The sequence below is a fragment of the Streptomyces sp. NPDC059852 genome, from assembly GCF_042731455.1.
Taxonomy (GTDB): domain Bacteria; phylum Actinomycetota; class Actinomycetes; order Streptomycetales; family Streptomycetaceae; genus Streptomyces.
Genome location: NZ_JBHWJK010000001.1, coordinates 90,406 through 115,620, shown reverse-complemented (window position 1 = coordinate 115,620; position 25,215 = coordinate 90,406). Strand labels below are relative to the sequence as shown.

The 25,215-nt window shown below is 72.1% G+C and carries 24 protein-coding genes; 15 read left to right on the top strand and 9 right to left on the bottom strand.

Annotation, left to right across the window (positions count from 1 at the left end; all coding sequences use genetic code 11):
• Nucleotides 1-32 precede the first annotated feature (32 nt).
• Nucleotides 33-242: a hypothetical protein gene (locus ACFV46_RS00535; protein WP_385496552.1), complete on the bottom strand. Its 210-nt coding sequence runs from the start codon at nucleotides 240-242 to the stop codon at nucleotides 33-35.
• Entirely contained in the window at nucleotides 239-1,189 is a 951-nt protein-coding gene (gene iolC, locus ACFV46_RS00530; RefSeq protein ID WP_361924799.1) for a 5-dehydro-2-deoxygluconokinase, read from the bottom strand. The genes ACFV46_RS00535 and iolC overlap by 4 nt, the downstream gene beginning before the upstream one ends.
• 410 nt (nucleotides 1,190-1,599) lie before the next feature.
• On the opposite strand from iolC, the gene ACFV46_RS00525 reads away from it, so the two are divergent.
• Both ACFV46_RS00525 and ACFV46_RS00520 read left to right on the top strand, forming a co-directional pair.
• Complete coding sequence (locus tag ACFV46_RS00525; RefSeq protein WP_361924797.1) at nucleotides 1,600-1,800, top strand: MerR family transcriptional regulator; 201 nt, start codon at nucleotides 1,600-1,602, stop codon at nucleotides 1,798-1,800.
• Nucleotides 1,801-1,851: 51 nt separating this feature from the next.
• Entirely contained in the window at nucleotides 1,852-2,463 is a 612-nt protein-coding gene (locus ACFV46_RS00520; RefSeq protein ID WP_385496551.1) for a GNAT family N-acetyltransferase, read from the top strand.
• Here ACFV46_RS00520 and ACFV46_RS00515 read toward each other — a convergent pair.
• Together ACFV46_RS00515 and ACFV46_RS00510 are read right to left on the bottom strand one after the other, a co-directional pair.
• Nucleotides 2,435-3,487: a zinc-dependent alcohol dehydrogenase family protein gene (locus tag ACFV46_RS00515; RefSeq protein WP_385496550.1), complete on the bottom strand. Its 1,053-nt coding sequence runs from the start codon at nucleotides 3,485-3,487 to the stop codon at nucleotides 2,435-2,437. The genes ACFV46_RS00520 and ACFV46_RS00515 overlap by 29 nt on opposite strands.
• A gap of 53 nt (nucleotides 3,488-3,540) precedes the next feature.
• Nucleotides 3,541-5,784, bottom strand: coding sequence for an MMPL family transporter (locus tag ACFV46_RS00510; RefSeq protein WP_385496549.1), 2,244 nt, complete (start codon nucleotides 5,782-5,784; stop codon nucleotides 3,541-3,543).
• A 159-nt stretch (nucleotides 5,785-5,943) separates the two neighbouring features.
• On the opposite strand from ACFV46_RS00510, the gene ACFV46_RS00505 reads away from it, so the two are divergent.
• From ACFV46_RS00505 to ACFV46_RS00495, 3 genes are all read left to right on the top strand, one after another.
• The gene (locus tag ACFV46_RS00505; RefSeq protein ID WP_385496548.1) at nucleotides 5,944-6,654 is read left to right on the top strand and encodes a TetR/AcrR family transcriptional regulator; all 711 of its coding nucleotides are present in this window, start codon (nucleotides 5,944-5,946) and stop codon (nucleotides 6,652-6,654) included.
• A gap of 182 nt (nucleotides 6,655-6,836) precedes the next feature.
• On the top strand, nucleotides 6,837-7,076 hold the full coding sequence (locus ACFV46_RS00500; RefSeq protein ID WP_376726698.1) for a heavy-metal-associated domain-containing protein: 240 nt from the start codon (nucleotides 6,837-6,839) through the stop codon (nucleotides 7,074-7,076).
• Between the two features lie 7 nt (nucleotides 7,077-7,083).
• Nucleotides 7,084-9,387, top strand: a complete 2,304-nt coding sequence (locus tag ACFV46_RS00495; protein ID WP_385496547.1) for a heavy metal translocating P-type ATPase — start codon at nucleotides 7,084-7,086, stop codon at nucleotides 9,385-9,387.
• A gap of 625 nt (nucleotides 9,388-10,012) precedes the next feature.
• On the opposite strand, the gene ACFV46_RS00490 is transcribed toward ACFV46_RS00495, so the two are convergent.
• Both ACFV46_RS00490 and ACFV46_RS00485 read right to left on the bottom strand, forming a co-directional pair.
• The gene (locus ACFV46_RS00490) at nucleotides 10,013-11,302 is read right to left on the bottom strand and encodes a citrate synthase (RefSeq protein WP_151784104.1); all 1,290 of its coding nucleotides are present in this window, start codon (nucleotides 11,300-11,302) and stop codon (nucleotides 10,013-10,015) included.
• A 266-nt stretch (nucleotides 11,303-11,568) separates the two neighbouring features.
• The gene (locus tag ACFV46_RS00485; protein ID WP_385496546.1) at nucleotides 11,569-13,824 is read right to left on the bottom strand and encodes an ATP-dependent RecD-like DNA helicase; all 2,256 of its coding nucleotides are present in this window, start codon (nucleotides 13,822-13,824) and stop codon (nucleotides 11,569-11,571) included.
• Nucleotides 13,825-13,922: 98 nt separating this feature from the next.
• On the opposite strand from ACFV46_RS00485, the gene ACFV46_RS00480 reads away from it, so the two are divergent.
• Nucleotides 13,923-14,240, top strand: coding sequence for a hypothetical protein (locus ACFV46_RS00480; RefSeq protein WP_361924782.1), 318 nt, complete (start codon nucleotides 13,923-13,925; stop codon nucleotides 14,238-14,240).
• On the opposite strand, the gene ACFV46_RS00475 is transcribed toward ACFV46_RS00480, so the two are convergent.
• Together ACFV46_RS00475 and ACFV46_RS00470 are read right to left on the bottom strand one after the other, a co-directional pair.
• The gene (locus ACFV46_RS00475; RefSeq protein ID WP_361924781.1) at nucleotides 14,227-14,403 is read right to left on the bottom strand and encodes a DUF397 domain-containing protein; all 177 of its coding nucleotides are present in this window, start codon (nucleotides 14,401-14,403) and stop codon (nucleotides 14,227-14,229) included. The genes ACFV46_RS00480 and ACFV46_RS00475 overlap by 14 nt on opposite strands.
• A 6-nt stretch (nucleotides 14,404-14,409) precedes the next feature.
• Entirely contained in the window at nucleotides 14,410-15,246 is an 837-nt protein-coding gene (locus ACFV46_RS00470) for a helix-turn-helix transcriptional regulator (RefSeq protein WP_385496545.1), read from the bottom strand.
• Nucleotides 15,247-15,393: 147 nt separating this feature from the next.
• On the opposite strand from ACFV46_RS00470, the gene ACFV46_RS00465 reads away from it, so the two are divergent.
• Both ACFV46_RS00465 and ACFV46_RS00460 read left to right on the top strand, forming a co-directional pair.
• A complete protein-coding gene (locus tag ACFV46_RS00465; protein ID WP_086872351.1) occupies nucleotides 15,394-15,804 on the top strand; it encodes an ATP-binding protein in 411 nt (136 codons plus the stop codon).
• Between the two features lie 77 nt (nucleotides 15,805-15,881).
• Complete coding sequence (locus ACFV46_RS00460; RefSeq protein WP_385496544.1) at nucleotides 15,882-17,231, top strand: HEAT repeat domain-containing protein; 1,350 nt, start codon at nucleotides 15,882-15,884, stop codon at nucleotides 17,229-17,231.
• Here the strand turns inward: ACFV46_RS00460 and ACFV46_RS00455 are convergent.
• The gene (locus tag ACFV46_RS00455; RefSeq protein ID WP_385496543.1) at nucleotides 17,212-17,808 is read right to left on the bottom strand and encodes a TetR/AcrR family transcriptional regulator; all 597 of its coding nucleotides are present in this window, start codon (nucleotides 17,806-17,808) and stop codon (nucleotides 17,212-17,214) included. The genes ACFV46_RS00460 and ACFV46_RS00455 overlap by 20 nt on opposite strands.
• A 126-nt stretch (nucleotides 17,809-17,934) precedes the next feature.
• Between ACFV46_RS00455 and ACFV46_RS00450 the strand changes: the two genes are divergently transcribed.
• The 7 genes from ACFV46_RS00450 (at nucleotide 17,935) to ACFV46_RS00420 (ending at nucleotide 25,167) form a co-directional block, all read left to right on the top strand.
• Nucleotides 17,935-18,498, top strand: coding sequence for a hypothetical protein (locus tag ACFV46_RS00450; RefSeq protein WP_385496542.1), 564 nt, complete (start codon nucleotides 17,935-17,937; stop codon nucleotides 18,496-18,498).
• 157 nt (nucleotides 18,499-18,655) lie between these two features.
• On the top strand, nucleotides 18,656-19,693 hold the full coding sequence (locus ACFV46_RS00445) for a LacI family DNA-binding transcriptional regulator (RefSeq protein ID WP_385496541.1): 1,038 nt from the start codon (nucleotides 18,656-18,658) through the stop codon (nucleotides 19,691-19,693).
• On the top strand, nucleotides 19,690-21,210 hold the full coding sequence (locus tag ACFV46_RS00440; RefSeq protein ID WP_385496540.1) for a sugar ABC transporter ATP-binding protein: 1,521 nt from the start codon (nucleotides 19,690-19,692) through the stop codon (nucleotides 21,208-21,210). Before ACFV46_RS00445 ends, ACFV46_RS00440 begins: the two co-directional genes overlap by 4 nt.
• A complete protein-coding gene (locus ACFV46_RS00435) occupies nucleotides 21,200-23,152 on the top strand; it encodes a substrate-binding domain-containing protein (RefSeq protein ID WP_385496539.1) in 1,953 nt (650 codons plus the stop codon). The genes ACFV46_RS00440 and ACFV46_RS00435 overlap by 11 nt, the downstream gene beginning before the upstream one ends.
• 107 nt (nucleotides 23,153-23,259) lie before the next feature.
• On the top strand, nucleotides 23,260-24,162 hold the full coding sequence (locus tag ACFV46_RS00430; RefSeq protein WP_376726709.1) for a ribokinase: 903 nt from the start codon (nucleotides 23,260-23,262) through the stop codon (nucleotides 24,160-24,162).
• A complete protein-coding gene (gene rbsD, locus ACFV46_RS00425) occupies nucleotides 24,159-24,548 on the top strand; it encodes a D-ribose pyranase (RefSeq protein WP_361924762.1) in 390 nt (129 codons plus the stop codon). The genes ACFV46_RS00430 and rbsD overlap by 4 nt, the downstream gene beginning before the upstream one ends.
• A 232-nt stretch (nucleotides 24,549-24,780) precedes the next feature.
• Nucleotides 24,781-25,167: a DUF937 domain-containing protein gene (locus ACFV46_RS00420; RefSeq protein WP_361924760.1), complete on the top strand. Its 387-nt coding sequence runs from the start codon at nucleotides 24,781-24,783 to the stop codon at nucleotides 25,165-25,167.
• Nucleotides 25,168-25,215 lie beyond the last annotated feature (48 nt).

Below are 25,215 nucleotides of genomic sequence, written 5' to 3'. Positions count from 1 at the left end.
CGCACGGGGTCCGGCCCGTCGTCAGGGCGGGCTCACAGCAGCCCCACGGCGATGTCCACGGCGACGGTGACGTCACCGTCGGACGGATGGAGCAGCGACGGCCCGGCCACCAGGCCGCACACCGTCGGCAGCCGGCCGGAGCCGCCGAGGAGGGGACGGCGGATCCGGTAGGCCGCCGCCTCGGCGACGGCCTGCGGGTGCCGGGCGCGCGTCCGGACGAGTCCGGCGACGTCCAGGCTCATCGGACGGCCCCCGCGGCGAGCGCGGCCTCGATCTCGCCGGTCGTCGGCATGGCGGAGGAGCACTCCAGGCGGGAGGCGACGATGGCGCCGGCCGCGTTGGCGTGCCGCATCACCGTCTCCAGGTCCCAGCCCTCCAGCAGGCCGTGACAGAGGGAGCCGCCGAACGCGTCACCGGCGCCGAGCCCGTTGAGGACCGTCACGGGCAGCGGCGGCACCTCGGCCCGGCCGCCGTCCCGGTCGACGGCGAGGACACCCTTCGGGCCCTGCTTGACGACGGCGACCTCGACCCCGGCGTCCAGCAACGCCCGCGCGGCCGCGTCGGGTTCGCGGACGCCGGTCGCCACCTCCACCTCGTCGAGGTTGCCGACGGCGACGGTGGCGTGCTTCAGCGCCTCGGCGTAGAACGGGCGGGCCGCCTCCGGGTCCTTCCAGAACATGGGGCGCCAGTCGAGGTCGAAGACCGTGACACCGGACTTGGCGCGGTGGGCGAGGGCCGCGAGCGTCGCCGTCCGGCTGGGCTCCTCGCTCAGGCCGGTGCCGGTGACCCAGAAGACGCGGGCGTCGCGCAGGGCGTCGAGGTCGAGCTCGTGGGCGTCGATCTCCAGATCGGGGGCCTTGGGCCGCCGGTAGAAGTACAGCGGGAAGTCGTCCGGCGGGAAGACCTCGCAGAACGTGACGGGGGTGGGCAGTCCGGGGACCGCGGTGACCCAGCGGTCGTCCACGCCGAAGCCCCGCAGGGCCTCGTGGAGGTAGGTGCCGAACGGGTCGTCCCCGGTACGGGTGATCACGGCGGTCCGGCGGCCGAGACGGGCGGCGGCGACGGCCACGTTGGTCGCCGAGCCGCCGAGGAACTTGCCGAAGGACGTGACCTGCGACAGCGGGACGCCCGTCTGCAGCGGGTAGAGGTCCACCCCGATCCGGCCCATGGTGATCACGTCGTACGCCATCGGTGCCCTCGGTCTCCCTCGTCACGAGTCGTGGGTCGCGGGTCACCGGCGAGGCGGCCCTCCACGGCTTTCTAGCCCTCCCGGGGGAGCATGTCAATGTTTTGTCCAGACATTCGAACGAGGGTGCCGCCGGGCGTGGTTGAGGGGCGTCCGCGAAGGGGCGGGGTTGTCAACGCGCCGCGCCGACGCGCCCGCGTGCGCCTTTGCTGCACGCCTGTCACAAAGACCACCCCCGTGTCACGCATGTCGCGTGTACGCGGGGCCTGCGTCACACCCGGCGCACAGACCCTGCCCGTCGTCACGCAGCGTCGTTGACCGGACACAGGCTTGTGAACGCCAGGCGCAGCGCCCGGTCCCCCCGACGGCCGTCCCCCGGCCGCCACCGCGGCGCGCGCGAGGAGGTGCCACCGATGACCGACCGAAGGCTCTGGTCCTACAAGGAGATCGCGGCGCACATCAAGGTGCAGCCGGACACCGTGCGCTCCTACCGCAAACACGGACTGCTGCCGCCGCCCGACCACGTCGAGGGCGGCAAGCCCTTCTGGTACGCCGACACCGTCCGCGCCTGGGTGGCCGCACGGCCCCGCAACCGGGGCCTGAGGCCGGACTGACCCGGGAAAACCACCTGTGCCCCACCTGGCCCGTGGGGCACAGTCGTGCCCATGAGCGATTTCTCCGTCAAACCCGTACTGACCGGCGAACGGACCGTGCTGCGGCCGTTCACCGAGGCCGACGCCGCCGTCATGGCGGAGATCATCGGGGATCCCGACGTCGTCCGCTTCACCGGCGAGCCGGCCGCCGACCTGACGGAGGAGCGGCTGCGCGACTGGTACGGCTCGCGGTCCGCGCAGACCGACCGGCTCGATCTCGCCGTCACCGACCGGGCCACCGGAGAACTCGTCGGCGAGGTCGTGCTGTTCGAGTGGGACGCGCGGGCCCGCGGCTGTACGTTCCGCACGCTCATCGGGCCGCGGGGGCGCGGGCGGGGCCTCGGCACCGAGGCCACCCGGCTGATCGTCGGCCATGGCTTCGAGCGGCTCGGGCTGCACCGGATCGAGCTGGAGGCGTACGGCCACAACACCCGTGCCCTGCGGGTCTACGAGAAGGTCGGCTTCGTACGGGAGGGCGTGCGGCGGGAGGCCGACTTCCGGGACGGCCGATGGCGGGACTGGGTGCTGATGGCGGTGCTCGAGCAGGAGTGGGCGGCCCATCGCGGCCACCCGGATCTGCCCGACCTGCCGTCGCTCAGCGGGTCCGGCTCCACGGGTCGATGACCGTCACCCCGGCGCCCGGCGCCGCCCCCATGGCCTCCAGTGCGTCCGGCACGCCGTCCAGCGGGATCGTCGACGTCACCAGCAGATCGGGTCGCAGCACACCGGCCCGCACCAGCTCCAGCATCGGCGGGTAGCCGTGGGCCGCCATGCCGTGGCTGCCGAGGATCTCCAGCTCCAGGGCGATCGCGCGGGCCATGGGGACGGGGGTCGTGCCGGAACCCGAGGGCAGCAGGCCGACCTGGACATGCCGGCCGCGGCGGCGCAGCGAGCCGACGGAGGCGGCGCAGGTGACCGGGGAGCCCAGCGCGTCCAGGGAGAGGTGCGCGCCGCCGCCGGTGAGGTCGCGGACGGCCGCCGCGGTGTCGGGCGTGCCGGACGCGTCCAGGCACTCGGCCGCGCCGAACTTCCGCGCCAGGTCCAGGGCGCGCGGTGACACGTCGACCGCGACGACCCGGGCGCCGGAGGCCGCCGCGATCATCACCGCGGACAGGCCGACCCCGCCGCAGCCGTGCACGGCGACCCACTCCCCCGCCGCGACCCGGCCCTGCCGCACGACCGCCCGGAACGCGGTGGCGAACCGGCAGCCCAGAGAGGCCGCCGTCGCGAAGGACATCTCCTCGGGCACGGCGACGAGGTTGACGTCGGCGTGGTCCAGGGCCACGTACTCGGCGAAGGAGCCCCAGTGGGTGAAGCCGGGCTGGGTCTGCCGCTCGCACACCTGCTGGTCGCCCGCCGCACAGGCCCCGCACGATCCGCAGGCGCAGACGAACGGCACGGTGACCCGGTCGCCGGGCCGCCAGCCGGTCACCCGGTCGCCGACGGCCTCGACCACTCCGGCCAGTTCATGGCCGGGGACGTGCGGCAGCGTGATGTCCGGGTCGTGCCCCTGCCAGCCGTGCCAGTCGCTGCGGCACAGGCCGGTCGCCTCGACCCGCACGGTCACGCCGTGCGGCGCGGGAGCGGGGTCGGGCACGTCCCGCACCTGGGCCGGCTCCCCGAACCGCTCGAACACCACAGCGCGCATCCCCGACTCCTTCGGCCCTCGTCACTCCCGCTGCCCGGCGGGTCCGCGTCACGCTATCCGCGTGCCGTCACCCTCTCCCGGGCCGGGTCCGGCTTCTCGACGGCCGGCCCGGCCGCCGGGGTGCCGTCGGACTCGCTCACGCCGAAGCGCTCGTGGAACCGTCGCAACGGTCCCGGGGCCCACCAGGTCGCCCGGCCCGTGAGCCGCATGACCGCCGGGACCAGGAGGCTGCGGACGATCATCGCGTCCATCAGCACCGCCAGCGCGATGCCGAGCCCCAGCATCTTGGTGTTGGTCACCCGGGAGGTGCCGATGGCGACCATCACCACCGCGAGGATCACGGCGGCGGCGGTGATCAGGCCGCCGGTGCGTTGCAGCCCGTGCCGGACGGCCTGCTCGTGGTCGCCGGTCGTGTCGTACTCCTCCTTGATGCGGGACAGCAGGAACACGCCGTAGTCCATGGAGAGTCCGAAGGCGACGCAGAACATCAGCACCGGCAGGGTCGTCTCGATCGATCCGGGGCTGGTGAAGCCCAGCAGGCCGGACAGATGCCCGTCCTGGAAGACCCAGACCACCGCGCCGAACATCGCCGTCAGACTGAGCGCGTTGAGCACCACGGCCTGGAGCGGGATCAGCACGCTGCCGGTCAGCAGGAACACCAGCAGCAGCGTGACGACGGCGATGAAGGCGGCCGCCGCCGGCAGACGCCCGGCTATGGCGTCCTTGGAGTCGACCAGGACCGCCGCCGCCCCGGTCACCTTGGTGTCGAACGGTGCCGGTGCGGCGCGCAGGTCGTCCACGAGGGCCTGGGCCGGGCCGTCCACCGCCTCGCCCTCGGGCAGGACGGTGAAGTACGCCGTCTCGCCCCGGACCAGCGGCCCGTCGACCCGGAGCACCTGCGGCAGCGCGGAGATCCGCTCCTTGTACGCCGCGTACTCGGCCGGGGTGGCCCGCCCCTCGGCAAGTACCTCCAGACCGCCGCCGGGGCTGCCCGGGAAGCCGTCGCGGATGTGCTGCTGGACGACATGGGACTCGGCACCGGACGGCAGCTGCCGGTCGTCCGCGGTGCCGAACTTCACACCCAGGAAGGGCAGCCCGAGCAGGACCAGCACGGCGGTGGTGCCGAGGGCGAAGAAGGGGGCGCGGCGCATGACGAGCCGCGCGGTGAGGGCCCACGCCCCGCCCCGGGGGCGCGCGGCGTCCTCGGTGGTCTCCGGTCGGCGTCCGCGCCGGAAGAGCCGGCGCAGGTCGAGCGCGTTGACGCGGTGCCCGAGCAGGATCAGGGCCGCCGGGAGCAGGATCAGCGCGGCTGCCGCGGCCAGCAGGACCACCGCGATACCGGCGTAGGCGAAGGACCGCAGGAAGTACTGCGGGAAGAGCAGCATCGCGGCGAGGGAGACGGCGACCGTGAGCGCCGAGAACAGCACGGTGCGCCCGGCGGTGCGCAGGGTGGTGCCGACCGCCGTCAGCGGTTCCGCCCCGGCGGCCAGCTCCTCGCGGAAGCGGCGGACGATGAACAGGGCGTAGTCCACGGCGAGTCCGAGGCCGAGGGCCGTGGTGAGGTTCATGGCGAAGACCGACACGTCGGTGAGTTCCGTGAGCCCGCGCAGCACCGCGTTGGTGCCGAGGATCGCGACGATGCCGATGCCGAGGGGCAGCAGGGCCGCCACCGCGCTGCCGAAGACCATCACGAGCAGGGCGAGGGTGATCGGCAGGGCGATCACCTCGGCCCGGATCAGATCCTCCTGGATGGTCGTCTGCATCTCGTGCCGCACGGCGACGGGACCGCCGACGGACACCTGCACCGGGCCGTGCGCGCCGCGCAGCTCGGGCGCGATGCGGTCCAGGGTCTCGCCCATCTGCTTCTCGTCGCCGGTGATGCGGGCGGCGATCAGCGCCTCGTGCCCGTCCTCAGCGCGCAGGGCGGGGGCCGAGGCGCGGTCGGCCCGCCAGTAGGAGCCGACTCCGACGACGCCCTTCTCACGGGTCAGGCGCCCGGCGAGCTTCTCGGCCTCGGCGGCGACTCCCGGGTCGTCGACGGAGGCTTCGCCCGCGTCCACCAGGAGCAGCAGGTTCGGCTGGGAGGCGGGGAACGCGCGCTCCAGGGCCCGGGTGGCGTAGGTGGACTCGGCGTCCGGGTCCTCCCAGCCGCCGCTGCCCAGGCGGTCGGCGACCCCGCTGCCCGCCAGCACGGCGAGCGCGGTCACCACCAGGGCCACCAGCAGGGACAGCCGGGGCCGTGCGGTCACGAAGCGGGTCCAGCCTCCGACCCGGGGTGAGCTGTCGGCGTCTTTCATGGTGCGGTGTCCCCTTCACCCTGATCCGGCTGTGCGCAAGGAGGGCAGCATGGAAGCGTCACTGCCATAGACTGGCAAACACGAGCGATCGCTCGCGTTTCTAGAATGCGAGCGGCGACTCGCGTTTGTCAATCGCGTTCGGAAAGCTGGGGATGACGCGTGTCCGCCAACCAGGACGGCCAGGACAGCCGGGACGGCCAGGACAGCCGGGACAGTCAGGAGAAGGAGCAGCCGCGCCGCCGCCAGGCCCGCGGTGAGCGCCGTATCGCCCAGCTGCTGGAGGCCGCGGCCGCCGTCTTCACCACCACCGGCTACTCGGCGGCCAGCACCAACGCCATCGCCCGCGAGGCCGGCGTCTCACCGGGGACGCTCTACCAGTTCTTCCCGAACAAGGAGGCGATCGCCATCGAGCTGGGCGGGCGCCTCATGCGGCAGATGCGCGAGACGTACGGCGAGGCGCTCGCGCCGGTCGATCCGACGACCTCCCTGGAGGATGCGGTCACCGCGGCCGTGGACCGGTTCATCGCGTTCAACTGCGAGCACCCGGTGTTCTTCACCCTGATGCACGGCCCGGACGTCCCCGGCCGGATGGCCGAGGAGCACGACGCCCTGCACGCGACCCTGCTGAGCCGGATCGAGACCCTGCTCTCGTCGCTGCTGCCCGGCGCGGACCCGGCCGAGCTCAACCGCACCGCCCAGATGTGCCTGGGCCTGTACAAGACGGGCCTGGAGCTGGTGCTCGCCCACGAGGGCGCCGAGCGCGAGGCGTACGTGCGGGAGCTGAAGCACGTCCTGATCCGTTACCTCGGGCCGCTGGTGGGCGACCGGATGGGCCACGCCGGCACCCCCGGACCGGCACCCACGGCGTGACACGCGCCCGCTCGTGACGTGCCCCGCATCCCGGCGCCTCGGCGCGGTACCCGCCGAACACGCGTGCTGTGCCGACAGGGCCGACCCCTCTTTGAGCAGTACCCCATAGGGGTATACGGTTGATTGCGGAAGGGGACCTCGTGAGCCCCCTCGGCCCCACACGCCTCGACGAGGAGAACGACATGACCGCCCAGACCGACACCACCGGTTCCGTCACCGCCGTCTACAAGGTGAGCGGCATGAGCTGCGGGCACTGCGAAGGGGCCGTCTCCGGCGAGATCTCCGAGCTGGCCGGCGTCAGCTCCGTGACGGCCGTCGCCGCGACCGGCGAGGTCACCGTGGTCTCGGCCGCCCCGCTGGACGACGCCGCCGTGCGCGAGGCCGTCGACGAGGCCGGCTTCGAACTGGTCGGCCGGATCTGATCCCGCCATGCCCCGCACCACCACCGGCGAACCGGCCATAGCCGAGGCCCCGGCCGCCCCCACGGCCCCGACCGCCCCCGAGGCGGCCGCCGTCTCGGAGGTCGAGCTGCTCATCGGCGGGATGACCTGCGCGTCCTGCGCGGCCCGCGTCGAGAAGAAGCTCAACCGCGTGGACGGCGTGACCGCCTCGGTGAACTACGCGACCGAGAAGGCGAGGGTCAGCCACCCCGTAGGCGTCTCCGTCGCCGACCTGATCGCCGTCGTGGAGCGGACGGGGTACACCGCGCGCGAGCCGGAGCCGCCTCTGCCCGCCCCCGAGGAGCCCACCTCGGGACCCGAGGGCACGGAGGACTCCGGGCCGCACTCCTACCGGCAGCGCCTGACCGTCTCCGCGCTGCTGTCGCTGCCGGTCGTCCTGCTGTCGATGGTCCCGGCCCTGCAGTTCGACGACTGGCAGTGGCTGGCGCTGACCCTCGCCTCCCCGGTCGTGGTGTGGGGCGGGCTGCCCTTCCACCGGGCCGCGTTCACCAACGCCCGGCACGGCGCGGCCACCATGGACACGCTGGTCTCGGTAGGCACGCTGGCGGCGTACGGCTGGTCGCTGTGGGCCCTGTTCCTCGGCGACGCCGGCATGAGCGGGATGCGCGACGGCTTCACGTTCACGGTGTCCCGCGGGGACGGCGCCTCCCAGATCTACCTGGAGGTCGCCTCCGGGGTGATCACCTTCATCCTCCTCGGCCGTCATCTGGAGGCACGGGCCAAGCGCCGCGCGGGAGACGCCCTGCGCGCCCTGATGGAGCTGGGCGCGAAGGACGTCGGGGTCCTGCGGGACGGACGCGAGGTGCGCGTGCCGGTGGCGCACCTGGCCGTCGGGGACCGGTTCGTCGTCCGGCCCGGCGAGAAGATCGCCACCGACGGCACCGTCGTGGAGGGCGCCTCCGCCGTGGACGCCGCCCTGCTGACCGGGGAGTCGGCGCCGGTGGACGTGGGCGTCGGCGACGCCGTCACCGGGGCGACGGTCAACGCGGGCGGCCGGCTCGTCGTGGAGGCGACCCGGGTCGGTTCGGACACCCGGCTGGCGCGGATGGCGCGGCTGGTGGAGGAGGCGCAGAGCGGCAAGGCCGAGGCGCAGCGACTCGCCGACCGGATCTCCGCGGTCTTCGTGCCCGTGGTCATCGCCCTCGCGGTCGCCACCTTCGGCGTCTGGCTCGGCGCCACAGGCGACACGGCGGCCGCGTTCACCGCCGCCGTCGCGGTGCTGATCATCGCCTGCCCGTGCGCACTGGGCCTGGCCACGCCTACGGCCCTGATGGTCGGCACGGGACGCGGCGCCCAGCTCGGCATCCTCATCAAGGGGCCCGAGGTGCTGGAGTCCACGCGCCGGGTCGACACCGTCCTGCTGGACAAGACGGGCACGGTCACCACGGGCCGTATGACGCTCCAGGGCGTGTACGCCGCCCAGGGGACGGACGAGGAGACGCTGCTGCGGCTCGCGGGCGCCGTGGAGCACGCCTCGGAGCACCCGGTGGCCCGGGCGGTCGCCGCGGGCGCCGAGGAGCGGGCCGGACGGCTGCCCGCGGTCGAGGACTTCACGAACGTGCCGGGGAAGGGCGTCCGGGGGCGCGTGGAAGGCCATGAGGTGGCGGTGGGCCGCCTCGCCGAGAACACGGCGGCTCTGCCCCGCGAGCTGGCCCGCGCCGCCGAGGAGGCCGAGCGGGAGGGCCGTACGGCCGTCGTGGTCGGCTGGGACGGGGTGGCACGGGGTGTCCTCGCGGTCGCGGACACTGTGAAGGAGAGCAGCGCCGAGGCCGTACGGGCGCTGCGCGCGCTGGGGCTCACCCCGGTGCTGCTGACCGGGGACAACCGGCGGGTGGCCGAGTCGGTGGCGCACACGGTCGGTATCGATCAGGTGATCGCGGAGGTCCTGCCCGAGGACAAGGTCGAGGCGGTACGGCGGCTGCGGCGCGAGGGGCGTTCGGTGGCCGTGGTCGGCGACGGCGTCAACGACGCGGCGGCGCTCGCCACCGCCGATCTGGGCCTGGCCATGGGCACGGGCACGGACGCGGCGATCGAGGCGAGCGATCTGACCCTGGTCCGTGGTGACCTGCGGGTGGCCGCGGACGCGATCCGGCTGTCCCGGCGGACCCTGGCCGTCATCAAGGGCAATCTGGTGTGGGCCTTCGGCTACAACGTCGCCGCGCTGCCGCTGGCCGCGGCGGGGCTGCTGAACCCGATGATCGCGGGGGCGGCGATGGCCTTCTCGTCCGTGTTCGTGGTGACCAACAGCCTGCGTCTGCGGACGTTCCGGTGAATTCGTAGGAAGAACCACCCCGGACCCCCCTGGAGTCCGGCGCCAGGCTCACATAAGCTCTTCACAAGGCTCACGCATCATCCTTACGCTGGAGCCCCAGTCGCCGTATCGGCTCTCTTGCGTACCTAACGGACATATGCAAGAGACGCAGATCACAGTGATGTGAACGTAACCATCGAAGGGGTTCGAAGGTCTAAGTTGACGATGTCAGGCGGCGTCTTGGGGGGCGCCCACTGGCATCTGAGGATGTCTTGGGGGACTTCCTCAGAGTTGCGTTGCCGGGGCACGCATCTCGGGAAGCTTTGAGCGGCCCTCCCGAGCGTGCGCTGTCCCGGCAGACCGCACAGAACAACCGCATACATGAGTACGTCGAGTTCTGCTCATTGTGCTCAACAGCGATTCAGGCGCTGTCCTCACAGACGCCCGGCCGGATCCCGTGGGGGGAATCCGCACCGGGACATGGGAAGGCGCCCTGGACGTCGGCCCGTGGGGGGACCGCCGCCAGGGCGCCTTCTTCTATCTCGCGCCGCTCGCTCTCCGGCCTCTTCCGCTGCCCCGTGACGCACGGAAGCCCCGCACCCGACCGTGACGGTCGGACACGGGGCTCCAGGATCCGAGGGGCGGCTCAGCGCTCCTCGACGGGGACGAAGTCGCGCTCGACGACGCCCGTGTAGATCTGGCGCGGGCGGCCGATACGGGAACCCGGCTCCTTGATCATCTCGTGCCACTGGGCGATCCAGCCCGGCAGGCGGCCGAGCGCGAACAGGACCGTGAACATCTCGGTCGGGAAGCCCATGGCCCGGTAGATCAGGCCGGTGTAGAAGTCCACGTTCGGGTAGAGGCTGCGCGAGACGAAGTAGTCGTCGGAGAGCGCGTGCTCCTCCAGCTTGAGCGCGATGTCCAGCAGCTCGTCGGACTTGCCGAGAGCGGAGAGGACGTCGTGCGCGGCGGCCTTGATGATCTTGGCGCGCGGGTCGAAGTTCTTGTAGACCCGGTGGCCGAAGCCCATCAGGCGGACGCCGTCCTCCTTGTTCTTCACCTTGCGGATGAAGGAGTCGACGTCGCCGCCGGCGTCGCGGATGCCCTCGAGCATCTCGAGCACCGACTGGTTGGCGCCACCGTGCAGCGGGCCCCACAGGGCGTTGATGCCGGCGGAGATCGAGGCGAACATGTTCGCCTGCGAGGAGCCGACGAGGCGGACCGTGGAGGTCGAGCAGTTCTGCTCGTGGTCCGCGTGCAGGATCAGCAGCTTGTCCAGCGCCGAGACGACGACCGGGTCGAGGTCGTACTCCTGGGCCGGCACCGAGAACGTCATGCGCAGGAAGTTCTCGACGTAGCCGAGGTCGTTGCGCGGGTAGACGAACGGGTGGCCGATCGACTTCTTGTACGCGTACGCGGCGATCGTCGGAAGCTTCGCGAGCAGCCGGATCGTCGAGAGGTTGCGCTGCGTCTCGTCGAACGGGTTGTGGCTGTCCTGGTAGAAGGTGGACAGCGCCGAGACGACCGACGACAGCATGGCCATCGGGTGGGCGTCGCGCGGGAAGCCCTTGTAGAAGTTCTTGACGTCCTCGTGCAGCAGGGTGTGCTGCGTGATGTCGTTCTTGAACGACGAGAGCTCGTCGACCGTCGGCAGTTCGCCGTTGATCAGCAGGTAGGCGACCTCCAGGAAGGTGGAGCGCTCGGCCAGCTGCTCGATCGGGTAGCCGCGGTAGCGGAGGATGCCCGCCTCGCCGTCGAGGTAGGTGATGGCGGATTTGTACGCGGCCGTGTTGCCGTAGCCGCTGTCCAGCGTCACCAGACCGGTCTGGGCGCGGAGCTTGCCGATGTCGAAGCCCTTGTCGCCGACGGTGCTGTCGATCACCGGGTAGGTGTACTCGCCGTCGCCGTACCGCACTACTACAGAGTTGTCGCTCACGTCTTCCCTCACCGACGTTGTGCCTCATCTTCGAGGTTGCCCTGACTGTCTCTACCCTCCCCCATTCGGCTCAGGAGAGTGCACTCGGGGTCGACCATTGGGCCTATTGACGGCACTGAGTGCCGCCAACCTGCCATCCTGCCCCCTGTCTTGCCCATCCGGTAGTGCTCTGTGACCTTCACGACTCATTTGATCGATCATTTTTTTCACGGCCTTACGAAACCGCAGGTCACGGAGGGGCCCTCAGGGGCCCCCGGAGGACGCGTTCAGCCGCCCGCGAGCCGGAAGTCGAGCGCGGTGCAGCGCCGCCCCGCCGAGACCGTGCGCACCGCCTGCCCGATCGCCTTGCGCGAGCCCACCAGGACGACCAGACGCTTGGCCCGCGTCACCGCCGTGTACAGCAGGTTCCGCTGGAGCATCATCCATGCTCCCGTCGTGACGGGGATCACCACCGCGGGATACTCGCTGCCCTGGGAGCGGTGGATCGTCACCGCGTACGCGTGCGCGAGCTCGTCCAGCTCGTCGAAGTCGTACGGCACCTCCTCGTCCTCGTCCGTCAGCACCGTCAGGCGCTGGTCGACCGGGTCGAGCGAGGTGACCACGCCCACGGTGCCGTTGAAGACGCCGTTCTCCCCCTTCTCGTAATTGTTGCGGATCTGGGTGACCTTGTCGCCGACACGGAAGACCCGACCGCCGAAGCGCTTCTCCGGCAGGTCGGGGCGGGCGGGCGTGACCGCCTGCTGCAGCAGGGCGTTGAGCGCGCCCGCACCGGCCGGTCCCCGGTGCATGGGGGCCAGGACCTGCACGTCCCGGCGCGGGTCGAGACCGAACTTGGCCGGGATGCGCCGGGCCGCCACGTCCACGGTGAGACGGCCGGCCTCCTCGGTGTCGTCCTCCACGAAGAGGAAGAAGTCCTTCATGCCGTCGGTGACCGGGTGCTGCCCGGCGTTGATCCGGTGCGCGTTGATGACGACCCCGGACTGCTGGGCCTGGCGGAACACGCGCGTCAGCCGGACGGCCGGGACGGGGCCGCCGTCGGCGAGGAGATCCCTGAGCACCTCGCCGGCGCCGACGCTGGGCAGCTGGTCCACGTCCCCGACGAACAGCAGGTGGGCGCCCGGCGGTACGGCCTTGACCAGCTTGTTCGCCAGCAGCAGGTCCAGCATGGACGCCTCGTCGACCACGACCAGGTCGGCCTCCAGCGGGCGGTCCCGGTCGTACGCCGCGTCACCGCCGGGCTTGAGCTCCAGCAGGCGGTGGACGGTGGACGCCTCGGCGCCGGTCAGCTCGGCGAGGCGCTTGGCGGCGCGGCCGGTGGGCGCGGCGAGCACCACCTTCGCCTTCTTGGCGCGGGCCAGCTCCACGATCGAGCGGACCGTGAAGGACTTGCCGCAGCCCGGCCCGCCGGTCAGGACGGCGACCTTCCGGGTCAGCGCCAGCTTGACGGCGGCCTCCTGCTCGGGCGCGAGGTCGGCGCCGGTACGGCCCCTGAGCCACCCCAGCGCCTTGCCCCAGTCGACGTCCCCGAAGCCCGGCATCCGGTCCTCGTCCGTGCGCAGCAGCCGCAACAGCTGGGCGGACAGGGACAGTTCCGCCCGGTGGAACGGCACCAGGTAGACGGCCGTCACCGGCTCGGCGGCGCCGTCGGGGCCCGGCACCTTCTCCCGTACGACACCGGGGTCCGAGCCGTCCTCCGGGACCTGCGCCAGCTCGGCCAGGCAGTCGATGACGAGGCCGGTGTCGACCTGGAGCAGCTTCACCGCGTCCTTGATCAGCTGCTCCTCGGGGAGGTAGCAGTTGCCCTGGTCGGTGGCCTGCGACAGGGCGTACTGCAGACCGGCCTTGACCCGCTCCGGACTGTCGTGCGGGATGCCGACGGACTGGGCGATCCGGTCGGCGGTGAGGAAGCCGATGCCCCAGACGTCGGCGGCGAGGCGGTACGGCTCGTTCCTCACGACGGAGATGGAGGCGTCGCCGTACTTCTTGTAGATGCGCACGGCGATGGAGGTGGACACCTCGACGGTCTGGAGGAAGAGCATGACCTCCTTGATCGCCTTCTGCTCCTCCCAGGCGTCGGCGATCTTCTTCGTCCGCTTCGGCCCGAGCCCCGGCACCTCGATGAGCCGCTTCGGCTCCTCCTCGATGATCCGTAGCGTGTCCACGCCGAAGTGCTGGGTGATCCGGTCGGCGAAGACGGGCCCGATGCCCTTCACCAGCCCTGAGCCGAGGTAACGCCGGATGCCCTGGACGGTGGCGGGCAGCACGGTCGTGTAGTTCTCGACGTGGAACTGCTTGCCGTACTGCGGGTGCGAGCCCCAGCGGCCCTCCATCCGCAGCGACTCCCCCACCTGCGCGCCGAGCAGCGCGCCGACGACGGTCAGCAGGTCACCGGCGCCCCTGCCGGTGTCGACGCGGGCGACCGTGTAGCCGTTCTCCTCGTTGGCGTAGGTGATGCGCTCCAGCACGCCTTCGAGCGTGGCGAGCCGCCGCTCCCCACCGGCCGTTACGGACTGGTTGGACATGATCCGACGGTACCGGTGGGGTGTGACAGTCCGGAGGGGGTCCGGCCACGGCCGGGTAGGCTCGCGCGGACGACAGTGCGACGGAAGGCGGGCGCCCAGTGGTACGCGACCTCTACAACGTCCGGTTGCTGCCCGGCGAGGAGACCGCCTCGCCCCTGACCGACGAGGAGGAACGGCGCTACCGGGCGCTGCTCGTCCGCGAACTCGGCGACGAGATCGCCGGCAAGGGGTACGCGCGCTACCCGGCGTACACCGTGGAGGACCGCCGCCGCCTGGTCGACGTGGCCCACCGCCTCAGCGCCCACTGGGGCCTGCGGGTGCGGGTGGAGGCCGAGGACCTGACACGCGTGCGGCTCTCTCTGCCGGGCCACGAGCCGTCTGCGACAGCACTCCCGACTGACGTCAGCTCTCCTTGAGCCTCGCGAGGAAGCGGGCGAAGACGGGTGCCGGGAAGGTGAGGGCGGCCCGGGCGGGGGCTTTGGAGTCGCGGACGGCCACGTGTGTGGGTGAGTTCGCGATCTCGACGCACTCGTTGCCGTCACCCGGGCCTGAATAGGACGACTTGCGCCAGTTATCCATGGGCTCCTACAGCTCCTTCGCGAGAGCGTGGACCAAGTCTCGTGTCCGCCCGGGGTCGAGCGACACACCCTCCACCTTACGGAAACTCGTTCGATAGGTGTTGAGTTGCGCCTCGGAATCAATGAAGTGCGAGCCATGGAGGGCATCGCGGACCACGGTGTCCAGCCTGGGCAATGAACCACCCGCGTACGTCATCGTGCTGGACGCCAAGGCGAAGCCGTCCAACTCGAACGGAATGACGCGCAAGGTGATGTGAGGCGCCTCCGACAGTTCCAGAAGCCGGGTGAGCTGTGCTCTGGAGGTGGCCCGGTCGCTGACTCGGATGCGAAGTGCGGCCTCATGGATCACCGCCTCGTAAGGGAGGTCGAACTGTTGACGCGCCTTTCGGTGCTCGATACGCAGTTCCAGCTCCTCAGCGGTGAGTTCCGGCAGCCTGGACGAGAAGACGGCACGTGAGTAGTCCTCCGTCTGCAGGAGGCCGGGCACATACAGGATGGCCACATGGCGTAGGAAGCGTGCGTGATGCTCCAGCTCCGACAGATCCAGGAACGACGTCGGCAGCCGCCCGCGGTACTCCTCCCACCAGCCCCGCGTCCGGTCCGTCGCCATCGCGACCAGCGCGTCGACGAACTCCTCGTCCGTGCAGGCGTAGTGGGATGCCAGCCGACGCAGTCGCTGTTCGCTCACGCCTGAGAGACCCGATTCGATCTGGCTGATCTGGACGTTGCTCACGCCCAGCATGGCCGCGGCCTGCCGAGCCGTGAGCCCCGCCGCCTCGCGGAGTTTCCGCAGCTCCGTCGCGAGGCGCAGCTGCCGCGCCGTCGGTTCGCGCCTGGTGGGCATGGAACGCTCCTCGACTCCCAACGCGCCCATCGACGCGACTCGTTCGGGTTCAGATTACGCGACGGACTTGTTGCGCCGAAACTTTAAGGTCTACCGTCAGTGACGCGGCGACCACGCTGCGCACCCCTCACCGAGACGGACTTCCGCATGCCCGAAAGCGCCCCCTGGGAGTACTCCCTCCACCTCCCCAACGACCTCCGTGCCGTCACCGTCAGTCGCCGTACCCTGCGCCTGATCCTGACCATGCACGGGCTCATCGGGCTCGTGGACGTCGCCGAACTGCTCGCCGCCGAGTTGGTGTCCAACGCCGTACGGCACACCAAGGGCCCCGCCGCGCTGCGCGTGCGCTGGGCGCCTCCCGGCACTCTGCGGATCGGCGCCTGGGACGCCGACCCCGAACCCCCGCAGCCGCCCCGCGCGTTCGCGCTCACCGCCGACGACGAGGACGGGCGCGGTCTCGCCCTCGTGCGGGCCTGCGCCGACGTGTGGGGGTGGCAGCCCTCCGCCCGTGACGGCAACCGGGGCAAGTACGTCTGGTGCGAGCTGGCGGCGGGCTGACCGCCGTAGGAAATGCAGTTGCCCCGAGCCGGAACACGACCGATGCTCGACGCTCGTCTCGTTCGAGGGAGAGCCGCTTGAGCCGACCGCTGGTGGACGCCGTCCGGGCCGGGGACCACCTGGCCGTGATGACGCTGGTGGACGACGGCGCCGATCCGGACACGCCGGGCGCGGACGGGCTGCCCCTCCTGTGCGAGGCCGTCGCCGCCTTCGACTCCACCGTCGCCGGGGTGTTGGTGGAGGGCGGGGCCGATCCCGACCGTGTGCTGCCCGATGGGACCACCCCCTTGTGGCGGGCTGTCGACAGCGGCTCCCCCGCGCTCGTCACCGCCGTCCTCGGGCGCGAGCCCCGGCTGCGGCTGGCCGAGGCCGCACGCGAGCGGCTCCTCGCCCTGGCCAGGAACTGGCACGAGTCCGGCGTGGCCGGGGAGTTGAGGCGTCGCACCGGGACGTCCGGACCGGTGGAGAGGGTCCGGGTCGACGACGACAGCGACGGGTTCAACTTCGCGCACCAGGTGTCCCTCAGCGGTCTGTCCGTCCGGGACGGCCACGCGGGCATCCTCACCGCCCTGGAGTGGGCCTTCCGCATCCTGACCCCGGTCGAGGAACTGATCGCCCGAGCGGTCGCCCAACCGGACGAGGACCATGCGACCTGGTGGGAAGTGCTCCGGGTCCTTCTCGATCGGAAGAGTGAGGAGACCTGGTCGGCCCTGGTGGCCCACCGGCACCACCCCGACCCGGCGCACCGCCGCTTCGTGGCGGAGTACGTACGCGTCCGCGGGGTCGTCGCGGACGACTCGCCCTACGCCCGCCGCGAAGGCGACTTCGTGAGCGCCTGGGCCGCCGAGGAGACCGACCCCGCGATGCTCGAAAGGGTCCTGCGAGCCCTGGACGAGTACGAACATCCGGGCCGGGAGGCCGCCGCGCTGCGCTACGCCGGCCACCCCGACGTGGCGGTACGCCGGGTGGTGCCCCCGCTCCTCCTCCCCTTCGGGGACGACCCCCCTCTGGCACCGGAGGCCCGCCGGACGCTGCGCGCCCTCCTCCGTGACCCGGACGCCGAGGTACGGCTCGGCGCCTGCCGCGTGGCCCTGCGTCACGCCGGCCTTCTCCCGGAGGCCGTACAGCAACTGCTCAGGCTGGCCGAAGACCCGGACCCCGACCTGCACACCCCCGCCGCGTCCCACCTCGCGTCCTGCCCGGACCGCACCCCCGCCGTCGCCGACGCCCTGGCCGCGCTCCTGGACCCTGACGATCCACCGACACTGCTGGAGGCCGGCTACGGGCTCGCCCTGCGTGACGACCCCCGTACCGCTGAGGCGTACCACCGCATCCGGTCCGCCCACGCCGTGCCCGAGTACGACCATCGGTGGAACGCCGTCTGGCACTGGGCCTGGGACAACGGCCTCATTCCGACCGTCGGTTGAGGACGCCCTCCACCCCCTGCAGGAACGTCGCGCAGACCAGTTCCGGATCGAACAGGCACCCCGCCGCCATCGCCCCGTCCCGCAGCATCACGACATGCCGCCCCGCCTCGTCGGCGGGCTCGTGGCCGGCCCGCGCCAGCAGTTCCGTCACCGTCTCCAGGAACCACTGCCGGTGCGCCAGCACGGCCTGGTGGACCGGATGCGCCGGGTCCGGGTACTCCGCCACCGCGTTGAGGAACGCGCACCCCCGGAAGCCGGGCGAACGGATGCCGTCGGCGATCGCTCCGGCCACCGCCCTGACCTCGTCCGCCGGGGACTCCGCGCCCTCGCGCGCGTTCGCCACCTGTGACCGGATGCCCTGGTCCGCCACATCCAGGTATGCGAGGACCAGCTCCTCCTTGCCCGTGAAGTGCCGGTAGAGCGTCGCCCGGGTCACCTGGGCCTCGGCGATGATCCGGTCGACTCCCACGGAGTGGATGCCCTCGGCGTAGAAGATTCTCGTCGCCGTGCCGAGCAGCCGCGCCCGCGCCTCCGACACGCCGCCCGACCTGCCCGGTTTCGCTGTGCCCTGACTCATGGTCCCGAGGCTACCAAGCCATGAGGGAGAACGTTCGGTCTTGACAGGTGTCATCCTTCACGCCTTTGATGAGCACCAAAGAGACCGAACGTTCTCCCTCACCGCCCAGCCGCCCGGAGGCCCGTCATGGACACCACCCTCACCACACCCCCCGCCACCGACGCCCCCACCGCCCTCCGCAAGCTCTACCTGCTGCGCTTCGCCTTCGCCGCCCTCTGGGCCGCCCTGCTGTTCGCCACCGCCGGGAGTCTGACGCCGGCCGCCGGGGCCCTGCTGGTGATCTATCCGCTGTTCGACGTGGCCTGTGCAGTCGTCGACCTGCGGTCCGCCCGCGAGAGCGGCGGTCCGGTCCGGCAGCTGTATGTGAACGTCGCGCTCAGCACTCTCACCGCCGCCGGCCTCGCCGTCGCCGCCACCTCCGGCCTCCCGGCCGTGCTGCGCGTCTGGGGCGTCTGGGCGATCACCGCGGGTCTCGTCCAGCTGCTTGTCGGCGTCTCCCGGCGGCGGATGGGCGGACAGGGGGCCATGATCGCCAGTGGCGGGATCTCGACGCTCGCCGGTGCGTCGTTCTTCGGGCAGGCCGGTCAGGCCGATCCCTCACTGAGCGCCCTGGCCGGATACGCCTTCCTCGGCGGGATCTTCTTCCTCGTCTCCGCCCTGCGCCTGGGCCGGGCCCGGCAGGCGGACTGACGCGCGCGGGTGGCCGGGAGCCGGGCCCGCGGGCCGCACCCGCGCCGGCCACCCGTCGGTAAAGGTTTGGTTTCGGCCACCCACCACCTCTTGCTTCCGCTCGTGTAATCGATTCCAATCCTCCGTGTAATCGATTCCACGAGGAGGTGGAACGGTCATGGCGAGCATCAAGGACGTCGCCGCCGAGGCAGGCGTCTCCGTCGCCACGGTGTCGCGCGTCCTGAACGGGCACCCCTCGGTCAGCGAGGACGCCCGCCGGCGCGTGACGGCCGCCGTGACGGCCCTGGGCTACCGCCCGAACGCCGTCGCCCGATCCCTGCGCACCGACCAGACCCGCACGCTCGGCCTGGTCATCAGCGATGTGCTGAACCCCTACTTCACCGAGCTCGCCCGCTCCGTCGAGGAGGAGGCCCGCGCGCTCGGGTACAGCGTCATCATCGGCAACGCCGACGAGCGCCCCGACCTCCAGGACCACCACGTACGGACCCTGCTGGACCGCCGTATCGACGGGCTGCTGGTCTCCCCCACCGACGGCGGCTCCCCGCTGATGCTGGACGCCGCCCGCGCGGGCACGCCGATGGTGTTCGTCGACCGCTGGATCCCCGGCGTGGACGTGCCGGTCGTGCGCTCCGACGGGCGCGAGGCCGTCCGCGACCTCGTCGCCCATCTGCACGCGCTCGGGCACCGCCGGCTCGCGATCATCGCGGGCCCCGCGGCCACCACGACCGGCCGCGAGCGCGTGGACGCCTTCCGGGAGGCGCTGGCCGCCTTCGGGCTCGAACTCCCCGACGCCTACACGGGGCAGGGCGACTTCCAGGCCGAGAGCGGACGCCGGGTCACCGAGGGCTTCCTCGACCTGCCCGAGCCGCCCGAGGTCGTCTTCGCCGCCGACAACCTGATGGTGCTGGGCGCGCTGGACGCCGTCCGCGCGCGGGGCCTTCGCGTGCCGGACGACATCGCGCTCGCCGCGTTCGACGACATCCGGTGGTTCGTGCACACCGATCCGCCGATCACCGCCATCGCCCAGCCGACCGGCGAGCTCGGCCGGGCCGCCGTACGGGCCCTGATCGACCGCGTCGAGGGGCGGACCGGCGCGTCCGTCACCCTGCCCGCCCGACTCGTGGTGCGCCGCTCCTGCGGCGCGGACCCCGCCTCGGGGCAGAACCCCACCGCAGTGCAAAGGAGCACGTCGTGAGCGATCCGGACGAACTGCTGCGCATCGAGGGCATCCGGAAGACCTTCCCGGGCGTGGTCGCGCTGGACGGTGTCGACTTCGACCTGCGCCGGGGCGAGGTCCATGTGCTGCTCGGTGAGAACGGCGCCGGGAAGAGCACCCTCATCAAGATGCTCTCCGGCGCGTACACGCCCGACGGCGGCCGGATCCTGGTCGGCGGCGAGGAGGTGCGCATCCACGGGGCGCAGGACTCCGAGCGCCTCGGGATCGCCACGATCTACCAGGAGTTCAACCTGGTCCCCGATCTGACGGTCGCCGAGAACATCTTCCTGGGGCGGCAGCCGCGCCGGTTCGGGATGATCGACCGGGGCCGGATGGAGGCCGACGCCGAGGTCCTGCTGAAGCGGGTCGGCCTCAGCGTCTCGCCCCGCGCGCGGGTGCGTGAACTGGGCATCGCGCGGCTCCAGATGGCCGAGATCGCCAAGGCGCTCAGCCTGGACGCGCGCGTGCTCATCATGGACGAGCCGACGGCCGTGCTCACCTCCGAGGAGGTGGAGACGCTGTTCGGCATCGTGCGGCGGCTGCGCGAGGACGGCGTCGGGATCGTCTTCATCACCCACCACCTGGAGGAGATCGCCGCCCTCGGCGACCGGGTCACCGTCATCCGGGACGGCCGGAGCGTCGGGCAGGTCCCCGCGTCCACGCCGGAGGACGAACTGGTCCGGCTCATGGTGGGCCGCTCCATCGAGCAGCAGTACCCGCGCGAACGGGCCGACACCGGCCCGGCGTTGCTCACCGTCGAAGGTCTCACCCGCGACGGCGTCTTCCACGACGTGAGCTTCGAGGTGCGCGCCGGAGAGGTGGTCGGCATCGCCGGGCTGGTCGGCGCGGGTCGTACCGAGGTGGTACGGGCCGTGTTCGGGGCGGACCCGTACGACAAGGGCGCCGTGAAGGTCGACGGCGCCAGGCTGAAGGGCCACGACGTCAACGCCGCCATGGCCGCCGGGATCGGGCTGATCCCCGAGGACCGCAAGGGCCAGGGGCTGGTCCTGGACCAGTCCGTGGAGGAGAACCTGGGCCTGGTGACCCTGCGGGCCGCCACGCGCGCGGGGCTCGTCGACCGCAAGGGCCAGCAGGAGGCCGCCGCGCGGATCGCGAAGCAGCTGGGCGTGCGGATGGCCGGGCTCGGCCAGCACGTGCGCACGCTCTCCGGCGGCAACCAGCAGAAGGTCGTCATCGGCAAGTGGCTGCTCGCCGACAGCCGGGTGCTGATCCTCGACGAGCCCACGCGCGGGATCGACGTCGGCGCCAAGGTCGAGATCTACCAGCTCATCAACGAACTGACCGCGAACGGCGCCGCCGTCCTCATGATCTCCAGCGACCTCCCGGAGGTGCTCGGCATGAGCGACCGGGTGCTGGTGATGGCCCAGGGCCGGATCGCGGGCGAACTGTCCGCCGACGAGGCCACCCAGGACTCCGTGATGGCACTCGCCGTCAGCAACCCCACGACCGACAAGGAGGCCGCTCGTGGCCACTGACACGCTCAAGAGGAACCCGGGCGCCGGTGGCGCGACCGGCGGGCTGCGCCGCCTGCTCCTCGACAACGGCGCCCTCACCGCGCTGATCGTCCTGGTGATCGCCATGTCGGCGCTGTCGGGTGACTTCCTGACCACCGACAACCTGCTCAACGTCGGTGTGCAGGCGGCGGTGACCGCCGTCCTCGCCTTCGGCGTCACCTTCGTCATCGTCTCGGCGGGCATCGACCTGTCGGTGGGTTCGGTGGCGGCGCTCTCGGCCACCGTGCTGGCCTGGTCGGCGACCTCGCACGGGGTGCCGATCGTCCTGGCGGTGCTGCTGGCGGTGGCGACCGGCATCGCGGCCGGACTCGTCAACGGCTTCCTCATCGCCTACGGCAAGCTCCCGCCGTTCATCGCGACGCTCGCGATGCTGTCGGTGGCGCGTGGTCTGTCGCTGGTGATCTCCGAGGGCTCGCCGATCCCGTTCCCGGACTCGGTCTCGCACCTCGGTGACACGCTCGGCGGCTGGCTGCCGGTGCCGGTCCTCGTGATGGTCGTGATGGGCCTGATCGCCGCGTTCGTGCTGGGCCGGACCTACATCGGCCGGTCGATGTACGCGATCGGCGGCAACGAGGAGGCGGCCCGGCTGTCCGGGCTGCGGGTGAAGCGGCAGAAGCTCGCCATCTACGCGTTGTCCGGTGTGTTCGCCGCTGTCGCGGGTGTCGTGCTCGCCTCCCGGCTGTCCTCCGCTCAGCCGCAGGCCGCCGACGGCTACGAGCTGGACGCGATCGCCGCGGTCGTCATCGGCGGCGCCTCCCTCGCGGGCGGCACCGGCAAGGCGTCCGGCACGCTGATCGGCGCGCTGATCCTCGCCGTGCTGCGCAACGGACTGAACCTGCTGAACGTCTCCGCGTTCTGGCAGCAGGTCGTCATCGGTGTCGTGATCGCGCTGGCCGTCCTCTTCGACACGCTGCGCCGCAAGGCGGGCGCCACGCCGCTCGCGGCCGGCACCGGTTCGGGCGGCGGGAAGGGCCGGCAGGCGGGGACGTACGCGCTCGCGGCCGTCGTGACCGTGGCGATCGTCGGTGCGACCTCGTTCCTGCACGACGGCTCGAAGGCGTCGGACCAGCGGATCGGGCTGTCACTGTCGACGCTCAACAACCCCTTCTTCGTGCAGATCCGGGCCGGTGCCCAGGCCGAGGCGAAGAAGCTGGGCGTGGACCTGACCGTGACGGACGCCCAGAACGACGCCTCGCAGCAGGCCAACCAGCTGCAGAACTTCACCAGTTCCGGGGTCGGCGCGATCGTCGTCAACCCGGTGGACTCGGACGCGGCGAGCAACTCCGTGAAGGCCGCCGACAAGGCCGGCATCCCGGTCGTCGCCGTCGACCGCGGGGTCAACGACGCGAAGACCGCGACGCTCGTCGCCTCCGACAACGTGGCCGGCGGTGAGCTGGCCGCCAAGTCGATCGCCGAGAAGCTGGGCGGCAAGGGCAAGATCGTGATCCTCCAGGGGCAGGCCGGTACCTCGGCCGCCCGTGAGCGGGCGCAGGGCTTCGCCGCCGGACTCAAGGCCTTCCCGGGCATCAAGGTGGTCGCCCAGCAGCCCGCCGACTTCGACCGCACCAAGGGCCTCGACGTCATGTCGAACCTGCTCCAGGCGCACCCGGACGTCCAGGGCGTCATCGCCGCCAACGACGAGATGGCCCTCGGCGCCATCAAGGCGCTGGGGTCGAAGGCCGGGAAGTCGGTGTCCGTGGTCGGCTTCGACGGCACGCCGGACGGGCTGAAGGCGGTGGAGGGCGGCTCGCTGTACGCGTCCGTCGCCCAGCAGCCGAGCCAGCTCGGGAAGATCGCCGTGGACAACGCCCTCAAGGCCCTGGACGGCGAGAAGGTCGAGCAGACGGTGAAGGTGCCGGTGAAGGTGGTCACCAAGGACGACGTGGCCGGCTTCAAGGGCTGACATCGGCCGAACGGCCCACGGGTGGGCGGTCGTTGCCGGAGCATGGATCCGGTGGCGGCCGCCCGTCCCGGCGTCATCACGGGGACCGGAATCAGGGGAGCAACCTCATGTACGACTACGACCTGCTGGTCGTGGGGTCGGCCAACGCCGACCTGGTGATCGGTGTCGAGCGCCGACCGGGTGCCGGCGAGACCGTGCTCGGCTCCGATCTGGCCGTCCACCCGGGCGGCAAGGGCGCCAACCAGGCCGTCGCGGCGGCCCGGCTCGGCGCCCGTACGGCCCTGCTCGCGCGGGTCGGCGACGACGCGTACGGCCGGCTGCTGCTGGACTCGCAGCGCGCGGCCGGCGTGGACACGGTCGGGGTGCTGGTCGGCGGGGCGCCGACCGGGGTCGCGCTGATCACCGTGGACCCGTCCGGGGACAACAGCATCGTGGTCTCCCCCGGCGCCAACGGGCGGCTCGCCCCGGCGGACGTACGGGCCGCCGCGAGCCTGTTCCAGGCGTCGCGGGTGGTCTCGACGCAGCTGGAGATCCCGCTGGAGACGGTCGCGGAGGTCGTGCGCAACCTGGCGGACGGCAGCCGTTTCGTGCTCAACCCGTCGCCGCCGCGGCCGCTTCCGGCGGACATCCTCGCGGCCTGCGACCCGCTCATCGTCAACGAGCACGAGGCACGGGTCATCCTCGGTGACGCCGCCGTCGGCGACTCCCCCGAGGACTGGGCGCGCATCCTGCTCGCCAAGGGGCCCCGCTCGGTGGTCGTGACGCTCGGCGCCGAGGGGGCGCTGGTGGCCTCCTCCGAGGGGGTCGTGCGGGTGCCGGCGGTGGAGGTGCGGGCCGTGGACACGACCGGTGCGGGCGACGCGTTCACGGCGGCGCTGGCCTGGCGGCTGGGCACCGGCGCGGGCCTGGCCGAGGCGGCGGCGTACGCGGCCCGGGTCGGTGCGGTGGCGGTGACCCGGGAGGGCGCGCAGGTGTCGTTCCCGACGGCGGCGGAGGTCGAGGCGCTGTGAAGCGGGCCGGAATCCTGAACCGGGGGCTGTCCGGGGCGCTGGCCGAGCTGGGGCACGGCGACGGCGTCCTGGTGTGTGACGTGGGGATGCCGATCCCGGCGGGGCCGCGGGTCGTGGACCTGGCGTTCCGGGCCGGGGTGCCGTCGTTCGCCGAGGTGCTGGACGGGCTGCTGGCCGAGCTGGTGGTGGAGGGCGCGACGGCGGCGACGGAGGTCCGGGACGCGAATCCGGAGGCGGCCGCGCTGCTCGCGGAGACCTGTCCCGCCCTGGAGCTGGTGCCGCACGAGCGGCTCAAGGAGCTGTCGGCGGGGGCACGGCTGGTGGTGCGCACGGGTGAGGCCCGGCCGTACGCGAACGTGCTGCTGCGCTGCGGCGTCTTCTTCTGAGCCCGGCCGGCCGCGAAGACGTTTCGAGGGGCCCGGTCCGTCGACCGGGCCCCTCGCGTCCCCTCCCGTCAGAACCCCCGCGATCCCCCCAGATCCCCCTCCAAAGGTCCTGACGCGAAGTACGACCCGCGAGGTGCGGGGAGGGTTGCACGGTTCGCCCAAGATTTTTTGCGCAGTGCCGCGGCCCGCCCTCCGCATGCCGTTCCACCTGGGCGGACGTAGCGTTCTAGGTATGCAGGAGCTGGACGAGAATCCCCTCGTGTCCCTCCAGGACGACGTGCTCGACGAGCTCGGCGACGAGGCGGTCGGGGACATCGCGCGACTGCTGGGCACGGACGAGACCGGGGCGCGGCAGGTGATCTGCACGACCGTGGCGGCGCTGGCCGGGGAGGCGGAGACGGTCGCCACCCCGCCCGGCGCCCCGCTGCTCGGCGTGGCCACCGTGGGCGGTCCCGCGACCGGCGGTCTGATGGCCGGCCTGCTCGCCGAGGAGGCGGGCCCGCTGACCACCGAGGTGGCCGCCAGGACCGGGCTGCCCCGGCCGGCCGTGGCCCGGACGGTGGGCGCGCTGGTCCCGGCGGTCCTGACGGCACTGGACCGGCGGGCGTCCGGACGGTGAGGCCGCGGCCCCGCGACGCCGGCGCCGGAGAGCCGGTGGCGGCGCGTC